This window comes from Methylobacterium sp. UNC378MF (assembly GCF_900103195.1).
Classification (GTDB): domain Bacteria; phylum Pseudomonadota; class Alphaproteobacteria; order Rhizobiales; family Beijerinckiaceae; genus Methylobacterium.
In genome coordinates this window covers 86,557-105,158 of sequence record NZ_FMWU01000022.1, presented here as the reverse complement: position 1 = coordinate 105,158, position 18,602 = coordinate 86,557, and the positions used below count along the sequence as shown (strand labels likewise).

The 18,602-nt window shown below is 69.4% G+C and carries 19 protein-coding genes; 17 read left to right on the top strand and 2 right to left on the bottom strand.

What is annotated here, in order from left to right:
• Positions 1 to 41: 41 nt before the first annotated feature.
• Positions 42 to 356 carry a hypothetical protein gene (locus BLT59_RS22115; protein ID WP_091785591.1) on the bottom strand — a complete coding sequence of 105 codons (315 nt, stop codon included), beginning with the start codon at positions 354 to 356 and terminating at the stop codon, positions 42 to 44.
• A 250-nt stretch (positions 357 to 606) separates the two neighbouring features.
• Between BLT59_RS22115 and mobB the strand changes: the two genes are divergently transcribed.
• The 6 genes from mobB to BLT59_RS22085 all read left to right on the top strand — a co-directional run bounded on the left by mobB (position 607) and on the right by BLT59_RS22085 (position 6,445).
• Complete coding sequence (mobB, locus tag BLT59_RS22110) at positions 607 to 1,125, top strand: molybdopterin-guanine dinucleotide biosynthesis protein B (protein ID WP_175544095.1); 519 nt, start codon at positions 607 to 609, stop codon at positions 1,123 to 1,125.
• A gap of 4 nt (positions 1,126 to 1,129) precedes the next feature.
• Positions 1,130 to 2,386 carry a molybdopterin molybdotransferase MoeA gene (gene glp / locus BLT59_RS22105; RefSeq protein ID WP_091785537.1) on the top strand — a complete coding sequence of 419 codons (1,257 nt, stop codon included), beginning with the start codon at positions 1,130 to 1,132 and terminating at the stop codon, positions 2,384 to 2,386.
• Between the two features lie 138 nt (positions 2,387 to 2,524).
• Positions 2,525 to 2,878, top strand: a complete 354-nt coding sequence (locus tag BLT59_RS22100) for an avidin/streptavidin family protein (RefSeq protein WP_091785533.1) — start codon at positions 2,525 to 2,527, stop codon at positions 2,876 to 2,878.
• A 1,111-nt stretch (positions 2,879 to 3,989) separates the two neighbouring features.
• Positions 3,990 to 4,622: a PRC-barrel domain-containing protein gene (locus BLT59_RS22095; protein ID WP_091785530.1), complete on the top strand. Its 633-nt coding sequence runs from the start codon at positions 3,990 to 3,992 to the stop codon at positions 4,620 to 4,622.
• 27 nt (positions 4,623 to 4,649) lie between these two features.
• The gene (locus BLT59_RS22090) at positions 4,650 to 4,889 is read left to right on the top strand and encodes a hypothetical protein (protein ID WP_091785527.1); all 240 of its coding nucleotides are present in this window, start codon (positions 4,650 to 4,652) and stop codon (positions 4,887 to 4,889) included.
• 269 nt (positions 4,890 to 5,158) lie between these two features.
• Positions 5,159 to 6,445: a c-type cytochrome gene (locus BLT59_RS22085; protein ID WP_091785524.1), complete on the top strand. Its 1,287-nt coding sequence runs from the start codon at positions 5,159 to 5,161 to the stop codon at positions 6,443 to 6,445.
• Positions 6,446 to 6,453: 8 nt separating this feature from the next.
• Here the strand turns inward: BLT59_RS22085 and BLT59_RS22080 are convergent, their stop codons facing one another.
• Positions 6,454 to 8,439, bottom strand: a complete 1,986-nt coding sequence (locus tag BLT59_RS22080) for a 4Fe-4S binding protein (protein WP_091785588.1) — start codon at positions 8,437 to 8,439, stop codon at positions 6,454 to 6,456.
• A 194-nt stretch (positions 8,440 to 8,633) separates the two neighbouring features.
• Here BLT59_RS22080 and BLT59_RS22075 point away from each other — a divergent pair, with 194 nt between their 5' ends.
• The 11 genes from BLT59_RS22075 to BLT59_RS22025 all read left to right on the top strand — a co-directional run bounded on the left by BLT59_RS22075 (position 8,634) and on the right by BLT59_RS22025 (position 18,248).
• Positions 8,634 to 9,383, top strand: a complete 750-nt coding sequence (locus BLT59_RS22075; RefSeq protein ID WP_091785521.1) for a biotin/lipoate--protein ligase family protein — start codon at positions 8,634 to 8,636, stop codon at positions 9,381 to 9,383.
• Positions 9,380 to 9,931 carry a DUF6505 family protein gene (locus BLT59_RS22070; protein ID WP_175544094.1) on the top strand — a complete coding sequence of 184 codons (552 nt, stop codon included), beginning with the start codon at positions 9,380 to 9,382 and terminating at the stop codon, positions 9,929 to 9,931. The genes BLT59_RS22075 and BLT59_RS22070 overlap by 4 nt, the downstream gene beginning before the upstream one ends.
• Before the next feature lie 4 nt (positions 9,932 to 9,935).
• Positions 9,936 to 10,946: a DUF6352 family protein gene (locus BLT59_RS22065; protein WP_091785517.1), complete on the top strand. Its 1,011-nt coding sequence runs from the start codon at positions 9,936 to 9,938 to the stop codon at positions 10,944 to 10,946.
• Between the two features lies 1 nt (position 10,947).
• Entirely contained in the window at positions 10,948 to 11,460 is a 513-nt protein-coding gene (locus BLT59_RS22060; protein ID WP_091785514.1) for a DUF3305 domain-containing protein, read from the top strand.
• On the top strand, positions 11,457 to 12,212 hold the full coding sequence (locus tag BLT59_RS22055) for a DUF3306 domain-containing protein (protein WP_091785512.1): 756 nt from the start codon (positions 11,457 to 11,459) through the stop codon (positions 12,210 to 12,212). Before BLT59_RS22060 ends, BLT59_RS22055 begins: the two co-directional genes overlap by 4 nt.
• Positions 12,213 to 12,351: 139 nt before the next feature.
• Entirely contained in the window at positions 12,352 to 12,924 is a 573-nt protein-coding gene (locus BLT59_RS22050; protein WP_244514101.1) for a TorD/DmsD family molecular chaperone, read from the top strand.
• Between the two features lie 88 nt (positions 12,925 to 13,012).
• Entirely contained in the window at positions 13,013 to 13,255 is a 243-nt protein-coding gene (locus tag BLT59_RS22045) for a formate dehydrogenase (protein WP_091785585.1), read from the top strand.
• Between the two features lie 7 nt (positions 13,256 to 13,262).
• Complete coding sequence (locus BLT59_RS22040; protein ID WP_091785506.1) at positions 13,263 to 16,205, top strand: formate dehydrogenase subunit alpha; 2,943 nt, start codon at positions 13,263 to 13,265, stop codon at positions 16,203 to 16,205.
• Between the two features lie 16 nt (positions 16,206 to 16,221).
• Positions 16,222 to 16,818, top strand: a complete 597-nt coding sequence (gene fdh3B / locus BLT59_RS22035) for a formate dehydrogenase FDH3 subunit beta (RefSeq protein ID WP_012320149.1) — start codon at positions 16,222 to 16,224, stop codon at positions 16,816 to 16,818.
• Positions 16,819 to 16,907: 89 nt separating this feature from the next.
• A complete protein-coding gene (locus BLT59_RS22030) occupies positions 16,908 to 17,945 on the top strand; it encodes a formate dehydrogenase subunit gamma (RefSeq protein WP_091785504.1) in 1,038 nt (345 codons plus the stop codon).
• Between the two features lie 63 nt (positions 17,946 to 18,008).
• Positions 18,009 to 18,248: a hypothetical protein gene (locus BLT59_RS22025; protein WP_012320151.1), complete on the top strand. Its 240-nt coding sequence runs from the start codon at positions 18,009 to 18,011 to the stop codon at positions 18,246 to 18,248.
• Positions 18,249 to 18,602 lie beyond the last annotated feature (354 nt).

Below are 18,602 nucleotides of genomic sequence, written 5' to 3'. Positions count from 1 at the left end.
CTGGGGCGGGTGGTCGCTGCGTCCTGAGGTCCGGTCTGGGCTTACTGGCCGCCGAAGGCCCGGAGCGGCTGGCCGGCCTCGGACCGATGTTTCATCGCGACGGCTCCCGTCGCCTCGTCCAGGGACGTGATCCTGGGCCCAACGACGGAGCGGAGCTCGGTCTCGAACGCGTCGAGGGCGCCGTTCAGGCGGTCCATCAGGGTATTCTGGGCGTCTCCGGCCGGGGAAGCGACCGCTTTCGCGAGCGCGTCGCGGACACGGCCGGCGAGCTCCTGCGTGAGCGGCGGTTTCGCGTCGGCGCAGTAGGCGTCCGTCACGATGTCGGCCCAGTCCGCCGCAGGGGATGCGTGGCCCATGCTCATGCCTGCGCGATCGAGGGAAGGTTGAAGTCGTGCATGGCGTGCCCGTTCGGGTCCGTTGGCGTGGCGTTCGCTCGTGGCATACCAAATGGCAGCCGTTATAGCGCAGGTGTTATATCGTTTTTGAAGGCGTTTCAATTTGCGCGGGGCCGCAGTCACGCGTCCCGGCGGCGTGGCTGATGCTTGCCCTGAGCCGTCGAGCGGGGCAGTGGAAACGTCACGAGGGAGGCGGTCAGCGGTGTCCGGCATGCGCGTAATCGGACTTGCCGGGTGGAGCGGGGCTGGCAAGACCAGCCTGCTGGTTCGGGCCATCCCTGTGCTCGTCGCCCGCGGGGTGAAGGTGGCGACCCTCAAGCACGCCCACCACGACTTCGACACGGACTGGCCCGGGAAGGACTCCTACGAGCACCGCAAGGCGGGGGCGAGTGAAGTCCTGGTCTCGTCGGGCCGCCGGTGGGCCCAAGTTCACGAGCTGGGGGATGAGGAAGAAGCGACCCTAGCTCAGCTCCTGCGGCGGATCAGCCCCTGCGACCTCATTGTCGTGGAAGGGTACAAGCGGGAGCCGATCCCCAAGATCGAGGTCCATCGCGCCGACAACGGCCGCCCGCCCATCCATCCTCTGGACACCACCATCGTGGGCATCGTGAGCGACGTCGCATTTCCGGCATCAGGCATTCCCGTCGTAGATTTGAACGACACGGAGGCGGTGACGGGGCTGATGCTCGACGTGGCCGCTCCCTTCGAAGACGTCCTCAGGAGGCTCTAGCCGCATGGCCCAGCTCAGCGACGACTGCTTCGCGTTCGGCGGCCCCCTGATGACCATCGAGGACGCGCACGCGCTGTTCGGCGAGCGGCTCGTAGCGGTCGTCGGCACCGAGGACCTTCCCGTCTTGGACGCCGACGGACGCATCCTGGCCGAGGATTGCGTCGCGCCCATCGACGTCCCGCCGTTCCCCAACTCGGCCGTCGATGGCTACGCGGTCCGTTTCGCGGATCTGCGCGCCTCCGATGCGACGGTTCTGCCGGTCGGCGCGGTCGTCGCGGCCGGCGACTCGTCCGAAGGCGTGTCGGTGGCGGGCTCGGCCGTCCGGATCTTCACCGGAGCCCCGATGCCGGCGGAGGCCGACACCGTCTTCATGCAGGAGGACGTCCACGTCCTGCCCGACGGCCGGGTGTCCTTGCCGCTCGGGCTGAAGCGCGGCGCCAACAGCCGCGACGCCGGCGAGGATGCGGCGAAGGGCTCGTCGATCATCGCGGCCGGCCGGCGTCTCCGGCCGCAGGACTTGGCTCTGGCGACCGCGGTCGGCCTGCGCACGCTGAAGGTCCGCCGCACCCTGCGGGTCGGCGTGTTCTCGACGGGCGACGAGCTCGTCGAGCCGGGGGCGCCCTTGAGGCCAGGTGCGATCTACGACTCGAACCGCAATCTGCTGCTTGCTCTTCTCCGGCGGATGGGCGTCGCGGCGCGTGACCTCGGCGTCATCCGTGACGACCCGGCGGCACTCGCGGCGAGGCTCTCGGCGGCGGCCGCCGAGCATGACGTGATCCTGACTTCGGGCGGCGTGTCGACCGGCGACGAGGATCACGTGAAGACCGCCGTCGAGACCATCGGACGCCTCGTGTTCTGGAGGCTGGGGATCAAGCCGGGACGGCCGGTCGCGATGGGCATGATCGACGGCAAGCCGTTCCTGGGCCTGCCGGGCAACCCGGTGGCTGTCTACGTCACCTTGGTGTTCGTCGTGCGGCCGCTCCTCGCCCGGCTCGCCGGCGAGGCTTACGCGCCGCCGTGTGGGTTCACCGTCAGGGCGGCCTTCTCCTATCGGAAGCGCGCGGGCCGCAGGGAGTTCGTCAGGGCCAGCCTCGCCCGGGACGCCGACGGCACCTGGGAAGCCCGGAAGTTCCAGCGCGACGGCGCGGGCATGCTGTCATCGCTCACCGAAACCGACGGCCTGGTGGAACTGGAGGAGGACCGGATCGAGGTCGTGCCGGGCGACATCGTGCGGTTCCATCCGCACGAAGCCCTTTGGTAGCGAGGCCGCACTCCGGGCCTCATCAGACACGAACCGCGCCCGAGCATTGCCGAGCCCGCGCTTCCGTTATATCAAATCTGCTATATCGCTTGTTATTGGCCGTGCGAACGGCCGCTCGGTCGGCGGGCTTGGGCAACGATGTTCGATGGTGTCTGGCGGAGCCAAGCAGGCGCGGAACTTCGCCTCCTCCAGATGGGCGAGGCCGTCTCCGGGACCTACACCGCCGCCAATCCCGGCTTTGCGCAGACGCATCGAAGCCGCATCCTCGTCGGCACGGCCGAGGGCGACATCATCGGCTTCGTGACCAGCACGTCGTCGCCACAGGAAATCACGGCCTGGACCGGGCGTCTCGTCCGCGCCGACGAGAAAACGGCCGAAGAGATCCACGCGGTCTTCCATGCCGTCGAAGGGTGTTCGCAGCCGAAGGCGATGAACAATCACATCGCCCTCGAAACGACCATCTTCGCGAAGGTCGAGAACGCCTGTTCATGACGGCAGAGCCTCGTCCCGCCTCGATATTGTCCTGAGGAACGGGGGGCGAAATCGGATCGACGAGCGGGCGGCGCATCAATGGCCGACAAACATCGGCTTTCCGGTTCGTCCTCCATCCCGACAGCGCCGTGTCGGGTATGCGCATGGCCGATCGCAACTGGTAGCGTCCGCTTACGGGACGTCTTCAAAGCCAGCTGAATGGCCGGGATGGGCGCAAAAGCGAAGGTCCGGTTCTGTACTCGATGGCGATCCGGCGTGACGTAGGCTGGCCGAAAACGGCCTGTCTGGTTTCAGGCAAGCAATGGCTTGAAGCAGACATATCAACTGACCGAGCGTTTGCCCGCGGAAAGCCCGACACGTTTTCCCGACATCATCCGAGCTGATCTGGTCAGGCTTATTTCAGCGTGGATGGACCGTCGGAGAAGCGGTCGTTCTCGTACAGGCGTGAGGCAGTTGGAAGATCGACGCTTCCTTGTGCATTTTCGCGATATGTGTTTGCGAGTTAAGTGGCTGATCAAGGTCGACAAAGCTGCGAGCAATCAGGCATCCTGACCAACAAGCGCATCCGAAGAGTTGCGTCCGGAAGAGGGAATGCCGTCGTGGCAGCGGAACGATTACATCTCACCGTGAGCGCGCGTTATCGACTCAAGCTCCTCTCCCGGGGGCCTCGGCAGTACGGCCTTGAAGATTACCAGTGTAAAGCTCTCTCCCGCCGTGGCCTGATCGCGCCTCTTCCTGATCGGTCTGCAGATGGCACGCGCCGATGGGGCATCACTGTGGACGGCCTGACCGTGTCGCAAAGCTACATTCAACCGATCAGAAAGGTTGCCAGACAGCCGGAACGCAGCGCCCTGATCCCACAGGAGCGCCGCTCGATCGATGACACCCCGGGTTAGGCCGGCTGCCCTCGGTCATGCGTCCGGTAACGGGCTGGTGATCAGGTCCTGGGCTTCGAGCAAGCGGTAGCGGGCGTTCGTCACCGCAGGCCTTCCGAAGGCTCTGAGCGCGGTCGGCACGATCGCCGGACCGCCGGCCGCACCGTCGATGAACCCAAGGGCACAGTCCATTGTTCTCGTCGTGTCTGTTTTGGCACGAGTTCAGAGAGCCTGGGATGCGCGGTGCCCTTCTCAAAGCCAGGATGCTGGGTGTCCTCCTCGTCACCGCCGCGCTGCCTGCGGCGGCATCGCCGTCCGCGCAGTCGGATGCCCCCGCGGCTCGGTTCATCGAAGGCCCCGAGCCCGGAACCATATCGGCCTCGCAGATGATCGGGGTTCCGGTGATTGGAATGGATCACGTGGGGGTTGGAAAGATCGAGGACGTGTTGGTCGACGGTGGTGGTCAGGTTCGAGCCGTCATCATCGGGGTCGGCGGATTCCTGGGACTGGGCGAGAAATCCGTGGCGCTCCCGTTCGACCAGATCGCCTGGAACTTCAGCGATGTGTCGCTGACAAGTGGCCCGAGCTCGATCGTGACGCCCGAGACCGCGCCCGGCGCCGAGGCGGCCGCGCGGGCGGGGCCGGACACGATGCCGGGTGCGCGGACCACCCGCGATACCCTCGGTGCGGTTCAGAACCAGCATAGCGGGCGCGTGACCGAAGCGACCGGCTCCGTGGCGGCCGAGCGACCCAGCGGCACGCCGGCGACGGTCCTCGTCGGCGAGAAGCCCTGGCGCGCCGAAGTCCGCCTGACGCGGGCGCAACTGGAAGCAGCGCCGGCGTTCCGCTCCGGGAAGTCCCGCCTCTAGCGTCCACGCCTCACCCGGGAGAGAGTCATGCGAAGCGCCGTTCTCACCGGCCTGATCTGGGCTTCGAGCCTTCAGGCCGCGCTGGCACAGCAGACCCACCCGGCGCCCCCGATCTCGGAGACGGGCCCCGCGCAATCCAGCTCGGGAGCAGCCACGGCCGCGGCGATCGACTTCAACTGGGTCTGGCTGAGCCTGGTCGTGGCCGTCGTGGTCCTGGCCCTCTGGTACATCGCGCGTCGACGTCAGTCCGGCCCGCCGCCCCGCTGATCCCCGATCCGCGCGTCACGGGCGCACCGGCGACACACAGCAGGGGCGGCGCGTCCCGGAGCGGCAGCAGGGCCGCGGAGGCGGTTCGGACCATCGCCGGAGCGATGTGTCTTCCCGGGGTAATGATCAAGCCTCGAGCTGTGCGGTGCCCCGGCAACGCCGCGCGCTGTATCCACGCCCAGAAGGCGATCGACGACTGCCGGAGCCGCCGCGCGACAGGCCGGTCGGCGCTCCGCTATGGTGGGCGGCCCCTTCAGAGCCGAGCCTCGATGACCAGCTTTGCGCGGATCCTAGGCGTGATCGCCCTCCTGCTGCTCTGCGGCGCCCCGTCGCGCGCGCAGATGCGCGGCCACGGCGGCCCGGTCCGGGCGCTCGCCGTGACCGCCGACGGTCGCCTCGCAATCTCGGGCGGCTTCGACCAATCCGCCATCGTGTGGAGCATCGAGACCGGTGCCGCGCTCGGCGTGCTGCGCTACCACGACGGCGCGGTGAACGCGGTCGCCGCGCTTGCGGACGGCCGCTTCGCCACGGCCTCCGAGGACGGGCGGATCGCCCTGTGGCGCCTGGGGCGCGCGGAGCCGGAACGGGTGCTTGAGGGCCATACGGGCCCGATCGTCGCGCTCGCGGTCTCGCCGGACGGCCTGTCGCTCGCCTCCGCCTCCTGGGACGGCACGGCGCGGATCTGGCCGCTCGCCGGAGGGGACAGCCGGCTGCTCGATCCGCAGCGCGGGCCGGTGAACGCGGTGGCCTTCCTGCCGGGCGGCGCGCCGGTCACGGCCGGTGCCGACGGGACGGTGCGGATCTGGCCCCCGGAGGGCGCGCCCCGGGTTCTCGCCACCGCACCCACGGGCCTCAACGCCGTCGCGGTCGCGGCGGACGGCGAGATCGCGGCCGCCGGCGCCGATGCGATCCTCCGCTTCGTCCGGGCCGATGGCACGGTCCGGGCCGCTGCCGAGCTCGGCCCGAACCCGGTGATCGCCCTGGCCCTGTCTCCGGACGGAGCCAGGGTGGCTGCTGCGACGGCGGGCGGGACCATCGCGGTGGTCGACCGGGCGACCGGCCAAGTCCAGCTGCGGCTCGTGGGACCCGGCCTGCCGGTCTGGTCGCTCGCGTGGCGTCCGGACGGGGCCGAGCTCGTCACGGGCGGCGGCGACCGCCTCGTCCGGCGCTGGGACGCGAAGAGCGGCGCACCGATCGGCGCGCTGATCATGCGGCGCCCGGCGGATCCCCTCGCTGTCCGGCAGGGCGGCCGGGGCGCCGAGGTGTTCGGGGCGTGCGTCGCATGCCACGCCCTGACGTCCGACGAGGGCGAGCGGGCCGGGCCGACGCTGGCCGGCCTGTTCGGCCGCCGGATCGCCAGCGTGCCCGGTTACCGGTACTCGGACTCCCTGAAGCGGATGGACCTCGTCTGGACACCCGAGACCGTGTCGCGGCTCTTCGAGATCGGTCCCGCCCGCTACACGCCCGGGACGAAGATGCCCGAGCAGACGATCGGCAGCGAAGCGGACCGCGCGGCGCTGATCGAATTTCTCGAACGCGCCACCGCGCGCCACTGAGGCGCCCGTCAGCCGCTCGCGCGTTCGCGCAGGTAATCCTCGGTCGTACGGGGCTTGTCGCGTTCCGGCGCCGCGTGCGGATCGAAGCCCTGGTTCACCGCGACTTCGACCCGGCAATCCTCGCACATCGTCAGCGCTTGCAGGCGCGCCTCGCCGTCCGCCCCGCTGAACATCCAGTGCCGCTCGCGCAGCCGCTCGACGATGCGCTCGATCGTCGAGCGCGTGCCGAAGGGCTTGGCGCACTGCGTGCAGCAGAACGGCTCTTCCTCCTTGACGACCCGACGGGGCGCCGCCCAGGCCTCGAAATCCACCTGCGGGCGCAAGGCGATGACGTCCTCGGGGCAGGTCGCGGCGCAGAGGCCGCACTGCACGCAGAGGCTCTCCTCGAAACCGAGAAGCGGCTGCTCGGCACTGTCGGAGAGCGCGTGGGTCGGACAGGCGCTGACGCAGGCCAGGCACAGGGTGCAGTCCGCGACCCGGAAATCGAGGCCGCCGAAGGGGGCGCCGGCCGCGAGCGGAACCCGGCTCACGGGTGTTGGTGCGGCGCCGTGCATGTCGCGGAAGGCGTGGCGCAGCACCTCGCGCTTGTTCCCCAGGAACAGCAGACCGGCCGGCACCGCGGCCTGCCGCCCCGGCGTGGCCTGCCGGAGGGCGGCGCCCAGAAGATCCGGATCATCGGTCTCGATGGTTTCCACCACGCGCCCGCCGCCTTCCGCACCGTAGCCCAGCGCCTGCGCCAGCGTCTCCCCGAGGGTCAGGGTTCGGTACAGGGGTTCGAGGTCGTGCTTGGCACGGGCCCGGACCAGGACCCGGATTCCGGCCGCGCCGTAGGCAAACAGGGCCGCGATCACTTCGGGCCCGATCTGCGTCACCTCGTTGACCTGCACCGGCAGCACGTGTGCGGGAAGGCCGTTGCCATAGCGGCCGAGCGCGTCGACGAGGGGTTCGCCGTGGTCACCGTCGTGGAATAGGACGAGGCCGTTCTGTCCGCCCGCCGCCCGGTAGGCGCGCATCAGGCTGCGCAGCCGGCGCATCAGCGCGTCGGAGGTCGGCAGCGTGTAGGCGGCGGCCCCTGTCGGGCAGACCGCGGCACAAGAGCCGCATCCCGCGCAGACGTAGGGGTCGATGTTCACGGTGTCGCCCGCGGGCGCGATCGCGCCGGTCGGGCAGATTTCGAGGCAGCGCGTGCAGCCCGTGATGCGGGAGCGGCTGTGCGCGCACAACTCGCCGTGGAAGTCGATGAAGCGCGGCTTGTCGAACGTGCCGACCAGATGGGACGCGTCCGCCAGCACGCGCTCGACGGCGGCCGGATCGCCCGGGTCCGCGCGCAGATAACCGCTCCGCACTGCGTGTGCCGGAAACAGCGGCGCGCCGGCCGAGAGGTCGATGACGAGATCGCAGGTCGATACGGCGCCGTTTCGCGGCGCGCCGAAGACGAGGTGCGTGCGCGAGGACGGGGCCGGGAGGGCGTAATCGTCGATGCCGAGCTCGAACGCTCCGAGGTACCCTTTCGCGGTCCGGATCGTGCCCTGCAGGACCGGGAAGGCGTTGCGGTGAAGCGGCGGGATCTCGCGGGGGCGGGTCAGCAGGACGGTGATGTCCAGATGCTCGGCGAGGCGCCGGCCGGCCTCGAGGGCCACCTCGTCGCGCCCGTAGATCAGGGCCACGCCGCGGCTTTCCAGGGAGACGGTGGCGGCATCGGGTAGCGGCTCCGCCGCCGCCGCGAGCAGCGCGGCCATCTTCGGTCCGGCCGAAGCGGCGTCGGACGACCAGCCGGCGGTCTCCCGGATCTTGGCATAGGCGACCCGCTCCTCCGCGCCCGCCTCCTCGGCCACCTCGTCGAACAGCGGCGCCTGCAGCGTGCAGGACACGGTGACGGGCCGCCCGGTGGCCAGGGCCTCCCGGAAGCGGTCGAGTTCGCGGCCGCAGAGCTGGTCGGCGGTGCGAAGCTCGCCGCCGCAGGCCTGGCCCATGGCGGCGGTATCGAGGGACATCGTCCGCTCGCAGGAGCAGGCGAGTACGAGGCGGTCGGACAAGATCGGACCCGAATAAAACTGCGAATGGAAAGCCCCTTCGCGCGGCGGGGCCGGTCCCTTATACTCGAACCATTCGAAACAACGATCCGGCATGCGGGCGCAGGTCGCAACCCTGGCCCGCACTCTCATCGGCCCCTCGCCAAAGCCGCTCCATGACCGTCCTTGTCGATGCCGGCCCGTCCAGGCTGGTCCTGCCCCCCGGTTTCAGCGAGCGCGCAGCGGAGCCGCATTCCGACGCGCACGCGGAAGCCTGCCGGCTCGCCGCGTCGGGCGAGGCGGAGGCGGCGACGCTCGTCCTGAGCCGGCGCGACGACCTGATCGACCTCGCCGTGGTGCTCGCCCCGGACGAGCCGCTCGCCACCGCGCGCCGCGCGCATTTCGCCGGGATGGTCGCCCTGGCGAATGCCGTCGGCGTCTTCGGGCCGCCGGAGATCCCGGTGACGTTCGAATGGCCCGGGACGCTGCTGTTCAACGGCGCGCGCCTCGGAGGGGGGCGCCTCGGGTGGCCTGAAGCGTGCCGGGAGGACGAGGAGCCGGACTGGCTGGTCTTCTCGGGGATGCTGCTCGCCTCGAAGCTGGCGGCGGGCGACCCGGGGCACACGCCGGATTCCACTGCCCTGGAGGAGGAAGGGTTCGGCACGGACCTGGGCGCGCCCCTGGTCGAGAGCTTCGCGCGTCACCTGACCAAGACCTTCGAGATCTGGCGCGAGGACGGCTTCGGCCATGTCGCGGCGCTCTACCTCGCCCATCTGCCGCGGCAATCCGGTGTGCGAGCCGCGATCGAGCCTGAGGGCGACGGGAGGCTGACCTGGCCCGACGGGCGGGTCGAGCACCTCCCGCTGCGCGCGAGCCTGGAGGCGCCGGACTGGCGCGATCCGAAGACCGGCGGAGTCCGGTTGTGACGCTCAAGCTCCCCCGAACCCTGCGGCTCGATCCCTCCGACACCTTCGTCTTCGCGCAGGCCGCCGAACCCGGAGAATGGGCCGTCACCGGGACCTTCCTGTTCCTCGATGGGGATCCGTCGCGGCTGACCGGCAAGGCCCTGACGGCCTTCCGCTCGGGGTTCGTCGGCGTCCGCTCGCTCGGCTTCTCCACCCTGGTGGTGGTGAGCGAGGCGAGCGAAGAGGAGCGCGCGCAGGCCGAGGAGCACCTCGCCGGTCACATCCACGCGCGCTTCGGGGCGCCCGACCGGGAGTCCGCCCGTGCGGCCGCCCGCGAGGAACTCGACGTCGCCGCGTCCCTCTGCGATCTGCCGGTCGGCAGCGTCGTCGCGATGCACCGCGTCGAGACGGACGGGGCGATCCGGGAGGATTTTCGGACGCTGCACCACCGGCCCGGCATCGACCGGTCCCACGGGCGCGCGTTCCTGTTCGTCGAGGCCGACGCGGACGAGCCGGAGGAACAGGCCGACCTCGTCGGCCTTCTGCGTGATACGGCGGCGGGAGGCTGACCGGATGACCGAGTTCTGGGTCTCGAGCGGCCACCACCTCACGCAGCGCACGGCCGGCGGCGGCCTCACGGTCACGGACGAGCTGATCCTCGCGTATCTGGCGCGGCCCGAACTCGTGCCGCCGGACGACGCCTGCGCGTCCGAGGTCGCACTCCACGCCGCCCTCCTGGACGCACCCCGGCGGCCTGTGGAGCCGGCCGAGATCGCCGCCATCGCCGACGCCGACGCCCGGGAGAACTGGGCGGTGATCCTCGCCTTCCGCGACCGGCTGCTCGCGGCCCGTTCCGTCGAGGCGGGATATCTGTCGCTCGTGCGCGGCGACCTCCAGGGCGTGCCGTCCCTGTTCCTGAACCAGCTCGTCCACCTGATCCTGCGCAACGCCCTCGACGGCTGCGACGACCCCTTCGTCCTGCGCGCGGCCGAGCTGTTCTTCCGCCCCCAGCGCGTGAGCTTCCACGAGGGCGCCGTGCTCCTGGCCGACGCCGAGGTGATCGCCGCCCGCGAGGGAAGCGCGCCGCTCTCGCCCCTGCTGACGATGCTGGGCAAGGAGGCGGCGAACGAGCTGGACGTGCTGACGGCCGAGAATGCCTGGACGTACTGGAGCCGGTCGGACGCCTTCACGATGGCGCTCAATCTCGGCTCCGATCCCCGCAGCCGCGCGGGATTGGCGCGGGTGATCGAGACCTTCGTGGGCCACCTGCTGAACGTCGCGGTGCGCGTGACGCCCCTCGACCGGCTGGAGGACCCCGACTGGCGCTGGTTCGTCGGTCTCGACCAGGAGGCGACGCGCATCGGCAACGCGCTCTGGCGCGGCGACACGCTCGATGCCGGAACGCGCGAGCGGGTCCTCGCCGTGTTCAGCCTGACCTTCGACGACCCCGCGCAGGTCCTGCCGACAGTGGGGGAGCGCCCGGTCTATCTCCTGCTCGCGGCGGCGCCGGATCGAAGCGTGCAGCTGAAGCCGCACAATCTCGTCGTCGGATTGCCCCTCGCCGAAGGCCGGGAGGCCGCCTGACATGTCCACGACGCCCGAGCATCGTTTCGAGGTCGGCATCATCGTCGCGCGGCGGCGCCTGACCGGCCCCTGGGCGAGCCATGCCTGGCTCCCGGTCGGCGCCCTGCCGGCGGCGGCCGCCGCGTCGCCCTGGACGAAGCTCTCCGAGACCGAGGACGAGGCGACCTTCTATGCCGGCTCGTACGAAGTCGCGCTGCATCCGGGCGAGACCGGGCACTACCGCGACAATCTCGTCTCCGGGCGCCCCTCCCTCTGGGTCGCCCTGCGCAACAGCGGCGACGAGACCTACGAGGTCGCGAGCGTCACGGCCGACCCGTATGAGGGGGAATCCATGGCCGAAGGGGTCGGCGAGATCGTCGAGCCGGTGCCGATGCCGCCGGAGGTGCAGGCGAAGCTTCTGGCCTTCTTCGAGGCCTTCCACGTCGAGCGCAAGTTCGAGAAGCGCAAGCGCGATCGCGCCGATCCCGAGGCGCTGGCCCGCCGGGCGCACGGCGCCCGGGAGCGGCGCGAATGAGTGAGAATTTCCTCTCGCGGTGGACGCGGCGCAAGCTCGCCGTGCGCGCCGCCGCCCTGGCGGAACGCGGCACGCCGACTGCCCCCGACGCGGCGCCTCGCCCGGAGCCGGACGCGGGGGCCGCCGAGACGGATCTCATCGCGCCGCAGCCCGGACCCGTGGCGCGGCCGCCGGAACCGGAGCCGGCGGACGATCCGGTTGTGGATCTCCCGCCCCTCGAAGCCCTGACCCCGGAGACCGATCTCGCCCCGTTCCTGCGGGCCGGCGTTCCGACCGCCCTGCGCAACGCGGCCCTGCGCCGGATGTGGTCACTCGACCCCGCCATCCGCGACTTCGTCAGCGAGGCGCGGGAGTACGCCTACGACTGGAACAGCCCGGGTGGCGTCCCGGGTCTCGGTCCGCTTCTGCCCAGCGACGATGTCCAGGCCATGCTCGGGCGTCTGCTGGGCGGGGCCGCCAAAGCGGCGCCGGCGTCGGGTGAGACCCGCGACAGCCAGCCCGAGGGTTCGCCGGAGCCCGGCCGGACGCCGGAATGTCCCCTTGCGGCCGATCCCGCTCCGCCCGGGCCCGATCCGCAGGACCACGCGCCGGCCCTCCCCGCCCCCGCGGCCACGGCGTCGGTCCAGCACTCCGCTCCGGCCTCCCACGATCCGGGGCCCACGCGCGATCCCGTGCCCGCGGTCGGCGGAAAGGAGACGAGTCCGGGACCGCGCCTGCGGCGTCACGGCGGCGCGATGCCCCATACGAGCTAGGAATTTTGGATTGCGGCAGATAAGAGCCCTTCTTATTGTCGTTCCAGAGAGCGAGATCCGTTCGATCTCGGGCGAGTAGAAAACTCCAGTGGCGTCGGCGTTCGGATCTGTGGAATCGGAGGCGCTGGGCGGCGCCCGCGTGGACGACGTCGACGGGCTCCGCGCGCGGCATTACGACCTCTTGGCCGTCCTGCTCGGACGTCCGCCCGGCCAGGATCTGCTCGGCACGCTTGCCGGCCTCCCGGGCGGCGAAGGGATCCTCGGCCAACACGTCGCGGATCTGAGCCGCGCGGCGGCAGAGGCGACGGGCGCGGAGGTCGAGCGCGAGTTCTTTGCGCTGTTCATCGGCGTGGGCAGGGGCGAGCTTCTCCCCTACGCCTCCTACTATCGCACCGGCTTCCTCAACGAGCGCCCGCTCGCGCTGGTCCGAGAGGATCTCGCGGCCCTCGGCCTCTCGCGGGACGAGGCCATGAGCGAGCCGGAGGACCACCTGGCCTTCCTGCTGGATGTGATGGCGGGGCTCGCCGGCGGGCGGTTCGCGGCCGAGCCGACGGCACAGGCGCGCTTCTTCGACCGGCATCTCGCCCCCTGGGTCGAGCGCTTCTTCGGGGATCTCGAGCGGGCGAAGAACGCGCGCTTCTACCGGGCGGTGGGAGGCCTGGGCCGCACCTTCATGGAGGTGGAGGCGGAAGCCTTCGCGATGGATGCGTGACGGGGATGCAGGCCGTGGTGGTCGGAGCGTGACCGAAAGGCGTGACGTGGGTTTGCTATCAAGCGGGTGTCGCTGAGGGAGTTGGATGATGCGGCAGGATCCGAAGACGCTCGGTCGTCGCCAGTTCTTCCGGGCGCTCGGCGGAAGCACCGTGGCGGCCGCCGCCGCGGTCGCGTCGCCGATGGCTGCGACGGAGGCCCAGGCCTACGACCCGGGCGAGGACGAGACGCGCAGCCGGTACCGCCTGAGCGATCACGTGAAGGCGTTCTACCGGACCAACGGCTACGAGACGCTCCTGAAAAATCCCGATCCCGCTCCGGGAACGAAGTGAGGCTGTCATGCTGACGAAGCGGAAGAGCGGCGATGCCAGCCGCAGCAAGCATCAGGCGGTCGCTGCCGGTCTCGCGGCCGGCGTGCTCGACCGGCGTGCGTTCCTGCGCAAGTCCGGGCTCACGGCCGGAGCGCTCGCCGCCGCGGGCTCAATCCAGCTCGGCGCCGTCCGCAAGGCCGAGGCCGCCGGCTCGTCGGCGGTCGGACCGGGGACCGTCATCAAGAAGAACATCTGCACGCATTGCTCGGTCGGCTGCACGGTGACCGCCGAAGTCGTGAACGGCGTGTGGGTCGGCCAGGAGCCGTCCTGGGCGAGTCCCATCAACCGCGGCACCCACTGCGCCAAGGGTGCCGCCATTCGCGAGCTGGTCTCGTCGGACCGCCGCCTGAAATATCCGATGAAGCTCGTCGGCGGCCAGTGGCAGCGGATCTCCTGGGATCAGGCGATCGACGAGATCGGCGACAAGCTGCTGCAGATCCGCGAGAAGTGGGGTTCCGATTCCGTCTACTGGCTCGGCTCGGCCAAGTACACGAACGAGGCCGCGTACCTGTTGCGGAAATTCGGGGCGTTCTGGGGCACCAACAACGTCGACCACCAGGCGCGCATCTGCCACTCGACCACCGTGGCGGGCGTGGCGAATACCTGGGGCTACGGCGCCCAGACCAACTCGTACAACGACATCCGCAACGCCAAGACCATGATCATCATGGGCGGCAATCCCGCCGAGGCGCACCCGATCTCGATGCAGCACGTGCTGTCCGGGAAGGAGATCAACCGCGCCAACCTGATCGTCATCGACCCGCGGTTCACCCGCACGGCGGCGCACGCCACCGACTATGTGCGCATCCGCTCCGGGACCGACATCCCGGTGGCCTGGGGCATGCTCTGGCACATCTTCCAGAACGGCTGGGAGGACAAGGACTTCATCCGCCAGCGCGTCTACGCGATGGACGACGTCCGCAAGGAGGTCGCCAAGTGGACGCCCGAGGAAGTGGAGCGCGTGTCCGGCGTGCCGGGCGAGCAGCTCCGCCGCGTGGCGGAGAAGTTCGCCAAGGAGAAGCCCGCCACCATGATCTGGTGCATGGGCAACACGCAGCACACGGTCGGCACCGCCAATGTGCGCGCGCTCTGCATCCTGTGCTTGGCCACGGGCAATGTCGGCAAGCCCGGCACGGGTGCCAACATCTTCCGCGGGCACACGAACGTGCAGGGCGCGACCGATCTCGGCCTCGATGTGACGACCCTGCCGCTCTACTACGGCCTGGTCGAAGGCGGCTGGCGGCACTGGGCCCGCGTCTGGGAGGTGGACTACGCGTGGCTGCAGTCGCGCTTCGATGAGGTCCCTGCGGTCGCCGGCCGCAAGGCGCGGTCCCGCAAGGAGAACATGGAGACCCCGGGCATCACCTCGACCCGCTGGTTCGACTCCGTGAACCTCCCGCCCGAACAGATCGATCAGCGCAGCCCGACGCGGGCGATGATGATCTCGGGCCATGGCGGCAACACCGTCACGCGCCTGCCCGAGGCCCTCGAGGGCCTGAACAAGCTCGATCTGCTGGTCGTCGCGGACCCGCATCCGACCACCTTCGCGGCGCTCGATGCCCGGCAGGACAACACCTACCTGCTTCCGATCTGCACCTCGCTGGAGATGGACGGGTGCCGCACGGCCTCGAACCGGTCCCTGCAATGGGGCGAGCAGATCGTGAAGCCGGCCTTCGAGTCCAAGAACGACTACGAGTTCCTCTACCTGCTCTCGAAGAAGCTCGGCTTCGCCGACCCGATGTTCAAGAACATCAAGGTCGAGAACAACGTCCCCCTGGCGGAGGACATCCTGCGGGAGATCAACCGCGGCGGCTGGTCGACGGGCTATTGCGGGCAGTCGCCCGAGCGCCTGAAGGCGCATATGCGCAACCAGCAGAAGTTCGACCTCGTCACCCTGCGGGCGCCGAAGGACGATCCGGAGGTGGGCGGGGATTATTACGGCCTGCCCTGGCCCTGCTGGGGCAAACCGGAGATCCGCCATCCGGGCTCGGCCATCCTCTACAACACGGCTTTGCACGTGAAGGAGGGCGGCGGCACGTTCCGCGCGCGCTTCGGCACCGAACGCAACGGCCAGACATTGCTGGCCGAGGATTCCTTCTCGAACGGCTCCGACCTGACCGACGGCTATCCGGAATTCACCCTCGGCGTGTTCAAGAAGCTCGGGTGGGACAAGGATCTCACGGCGGACGAACTCGCGACGATCCTGAAGATCGGCGGCGACAAGCCCGACACGGTGAGCTGGGCGACCGACCTCTCGGGGGGCATCCAGCGCGTCTGTCTCGAGCACGGCGTCTCGCCGTTCGGCAACGGCAAGGCGCGCGCGAATGCCTGGAACCTGCCCGACCCGGTGCCGGTCCACCGCGAGCCGATCTACTCACCGCGCCCCGATCTGGTCGCCAAGTACCCGACGCGGCCCGATGAGCGGCAGTTCCGCATGCCCAATATCGGGTTCTCGGTGCAGAAATCAGCGGTCGAGCGTAACGTCGCCAAGGATTTCCCGATCATCCTCACCTCGGGCCGCCTCGTCGAGTACGAGGGCGGTGGCGAGGAGACCCGGTCCAACCCGTGGCTCGCCGAGCTGCAGCAGGACATGTTCGTCGAGATCAACACCGGTGACGCGGCCGAGCGCGGCATCAAGGATGGTCAGTGGGTCTGGGTTACGGGCGCGGAGAACAACTCCAAGACCAAGGTGAAGGCGCTCGTGACCGACCGCGTGGGGAAGGGCGTCGCGTTCATGCCCTTCCATTTCTCCGGCTGGTACCAGGGCAAGGACATGCGCGACTACTACCCGAAGGGCACCGACCCGGTCGTGCTCGGCGAGAGCGTCAACACCGTCACGACCTACGGCTTCGATCCCGTCACCGGCATGCAGGAGACGAAAGCCACCCTGTGTCAGATCCGAGCGGCCTGAGAGGAGCGACCTGATCATGGCGCGCATGAAGTTTCTCTGCGACGCGGATCGTTGCATCGAGTGCAACGCCTGCGTCACCGCCTGCAAGAACGAGCATGAGGTGCCGTGGGGCATCAACCGGCGGCGGGTGGTGACGCTCAACGACGGCAAGCCCGGCGAGCGCTCGGTGTCGATGGCCTGCATGCACTGCACCGACGCGCCCTGTGCGGCCGTGTGCCCGGTCAACTGCTTCTACACCACCGCCGACGCGGTGGTGCTGCACTCCAAGGACATCTGCATCGGCTGCGGCTACTGCTTCTATGCCTGCCCGTTCGGCGCGCCGCAGTACCCGCGCGTCGGGAACTTCGGGTCCCGAGGCAAGATGGACAAGTGCACCTACTGCTCGGGCGGTCCCGAGCCCGATCTCTCGACCGCCGAGTACGAGAAGTACGGTTCGAACCGGCTCGCGGAGGGCAAGCTGCCGCTCTGCGCCGAGATGTGCTCGACCAAGGCTCTGCTCGCGGGCGACGGCGAGATGATCGCCGAGATCTACAAGCAGCGTGTGATCAAGCGCGGGTACGGCTCGGGGGCCTGGGGCTGGAAGACGGCCTATCGCGAGACGATCGCGATCTGATGTGGGGCTGCTCCTCGGCTGAGGGGCGCGCAGGAACAGGGACCGCGGCAGCGTCCGCGGACCGCTCGACCGATCTGAAAGGAACGCCGATGCGGCGGGCATGGACGCTTCTCAGCACTCTCGTCCTGGCAACGGCGCTCTGGACGGCACCGGGTGTCTACGGGGCCGCGCAGGCGCAGAACCCGATCCAGGCCGATGGGCAGAACCCGACGGGCGCGAACCCCACGGCGGATTCGATCAATGAGGAGCTTCTGTTCCGGCAGGCCCCCAAGATCAGCGGGCGCATCAGCATCCCGGACAGCAAGGCCGCCAACCTGATCCAGCCGCAGGGCCGCGCGTACCAGATGTTCCGCGAGGGATGGCTGCCCTGGATCGGGGCGCTCGTGATCCTCGGCATGCTCGCCGCCCTGGCGCTCTTCTTCCTCTGGCGCGGTCGCATCATCACGGATCACAGTCAGGAATCCGGCAAGAAGATCCTCCGGTTCAACGCGTTCGAGCGGTTCACGCACTGGATGACGGCCGTGTGCTTCATCATCCTGTCCCTGTCCGGCCTGAACTACATCTTCGGCAAACGGCTGCTGATGCCGCTGATCGGGCCGGATGCCTTCGGTGCGCTGGCCCAGTACGCGAAGTACAGCCACGTCTATCTCGCCTGGCCCTTCATGCTGGGTGTCGCCTTCATGATCGTCGTGTGGATCCGGGACAACATCCCGAACCGAATCGACTGGGAGTGGCTCAAGGCGGGGGGCGGCTTCATCGGCAGCAAGCACCCGCATGCGGGGCGCTTCAACGCGGGCCAGAAGGGCGTGTTCTGGATGGTGGCCGGCTTCGGCGCCGCCATGGGCGCCACCGGCCTGATGATGCTTTTCCCGTTCGCGCTCGTCGACGTCAACGGGATGCAGATCATGCAGGTTATCCATTCCCTGATCGGTATCGTCTTCATCGCCGGTATCCTGGCTCACATCTACATCGGCACGCTCGGGATGAAGGGCGCCTACGACGCAATGGGCAGTGGCCAGGTCGATCTTGCCTGGGCACGTGCGCACCACGACCTTTGGGTCGAGCAGGAGCAGGCCCGCACCGCGAGCGGCCCGCAGCTCGGCTCACGCCCGGCACCGGCCGAGTGATGGGCCGAGTTGGCCTCTCGACGTGGCGCCGGACGCTTCGGGCCCCTATCAGGAACCGCTCACATGAAAGCCTTCATCGCCGCCGTCCTTGCCGCCGTTCTCCTGGGCGTTGCAGCCATGCTGGCGCTCACGAGCAACCAAAAGTTCGCCTATCAGGCATTCGCCACCTCCGGTGCGCGGGTGTCCGAGCCAGGCACCAACCTTGTCGGCCCGCGTTGGAACGGCGACCCCGCCCCCGATGAGTTCGCCGGCGAGCCGCACGGAAAGGCCGAGGGCGCCGCCTCGCAGCCCAAGCGCTCCTGAGGCTGGGCATCCAAGCGCCAGCTGCGACGAGACCAAGCTTTCTGGAGGAGCGCATCCAATGAAGCGGCGACCGACAACTTTGGCCCAGGCGACAGTCTTGGCGGGGGCCTTGCTCGTGACGGACAACGCCCTCGCGCAGGAGACCGGCGCAGCCGCTCGGACCGGACCCCCAGCCAATCTCTGCCAGGAGCTTCTGGCCTTCGTGAAGCAGCCGGACCCATCACAGGGGTCCGATGCCCCGCCCCCGCAACTGGCCACAGCAGTATCGGCCAAGAAGGATGATACTCCTTCCGCCAAGCCAGGGGACGGAGCAGGGGCGGCACAGCAAGCTTCCGGCCAGAGCGGCCAGATAAC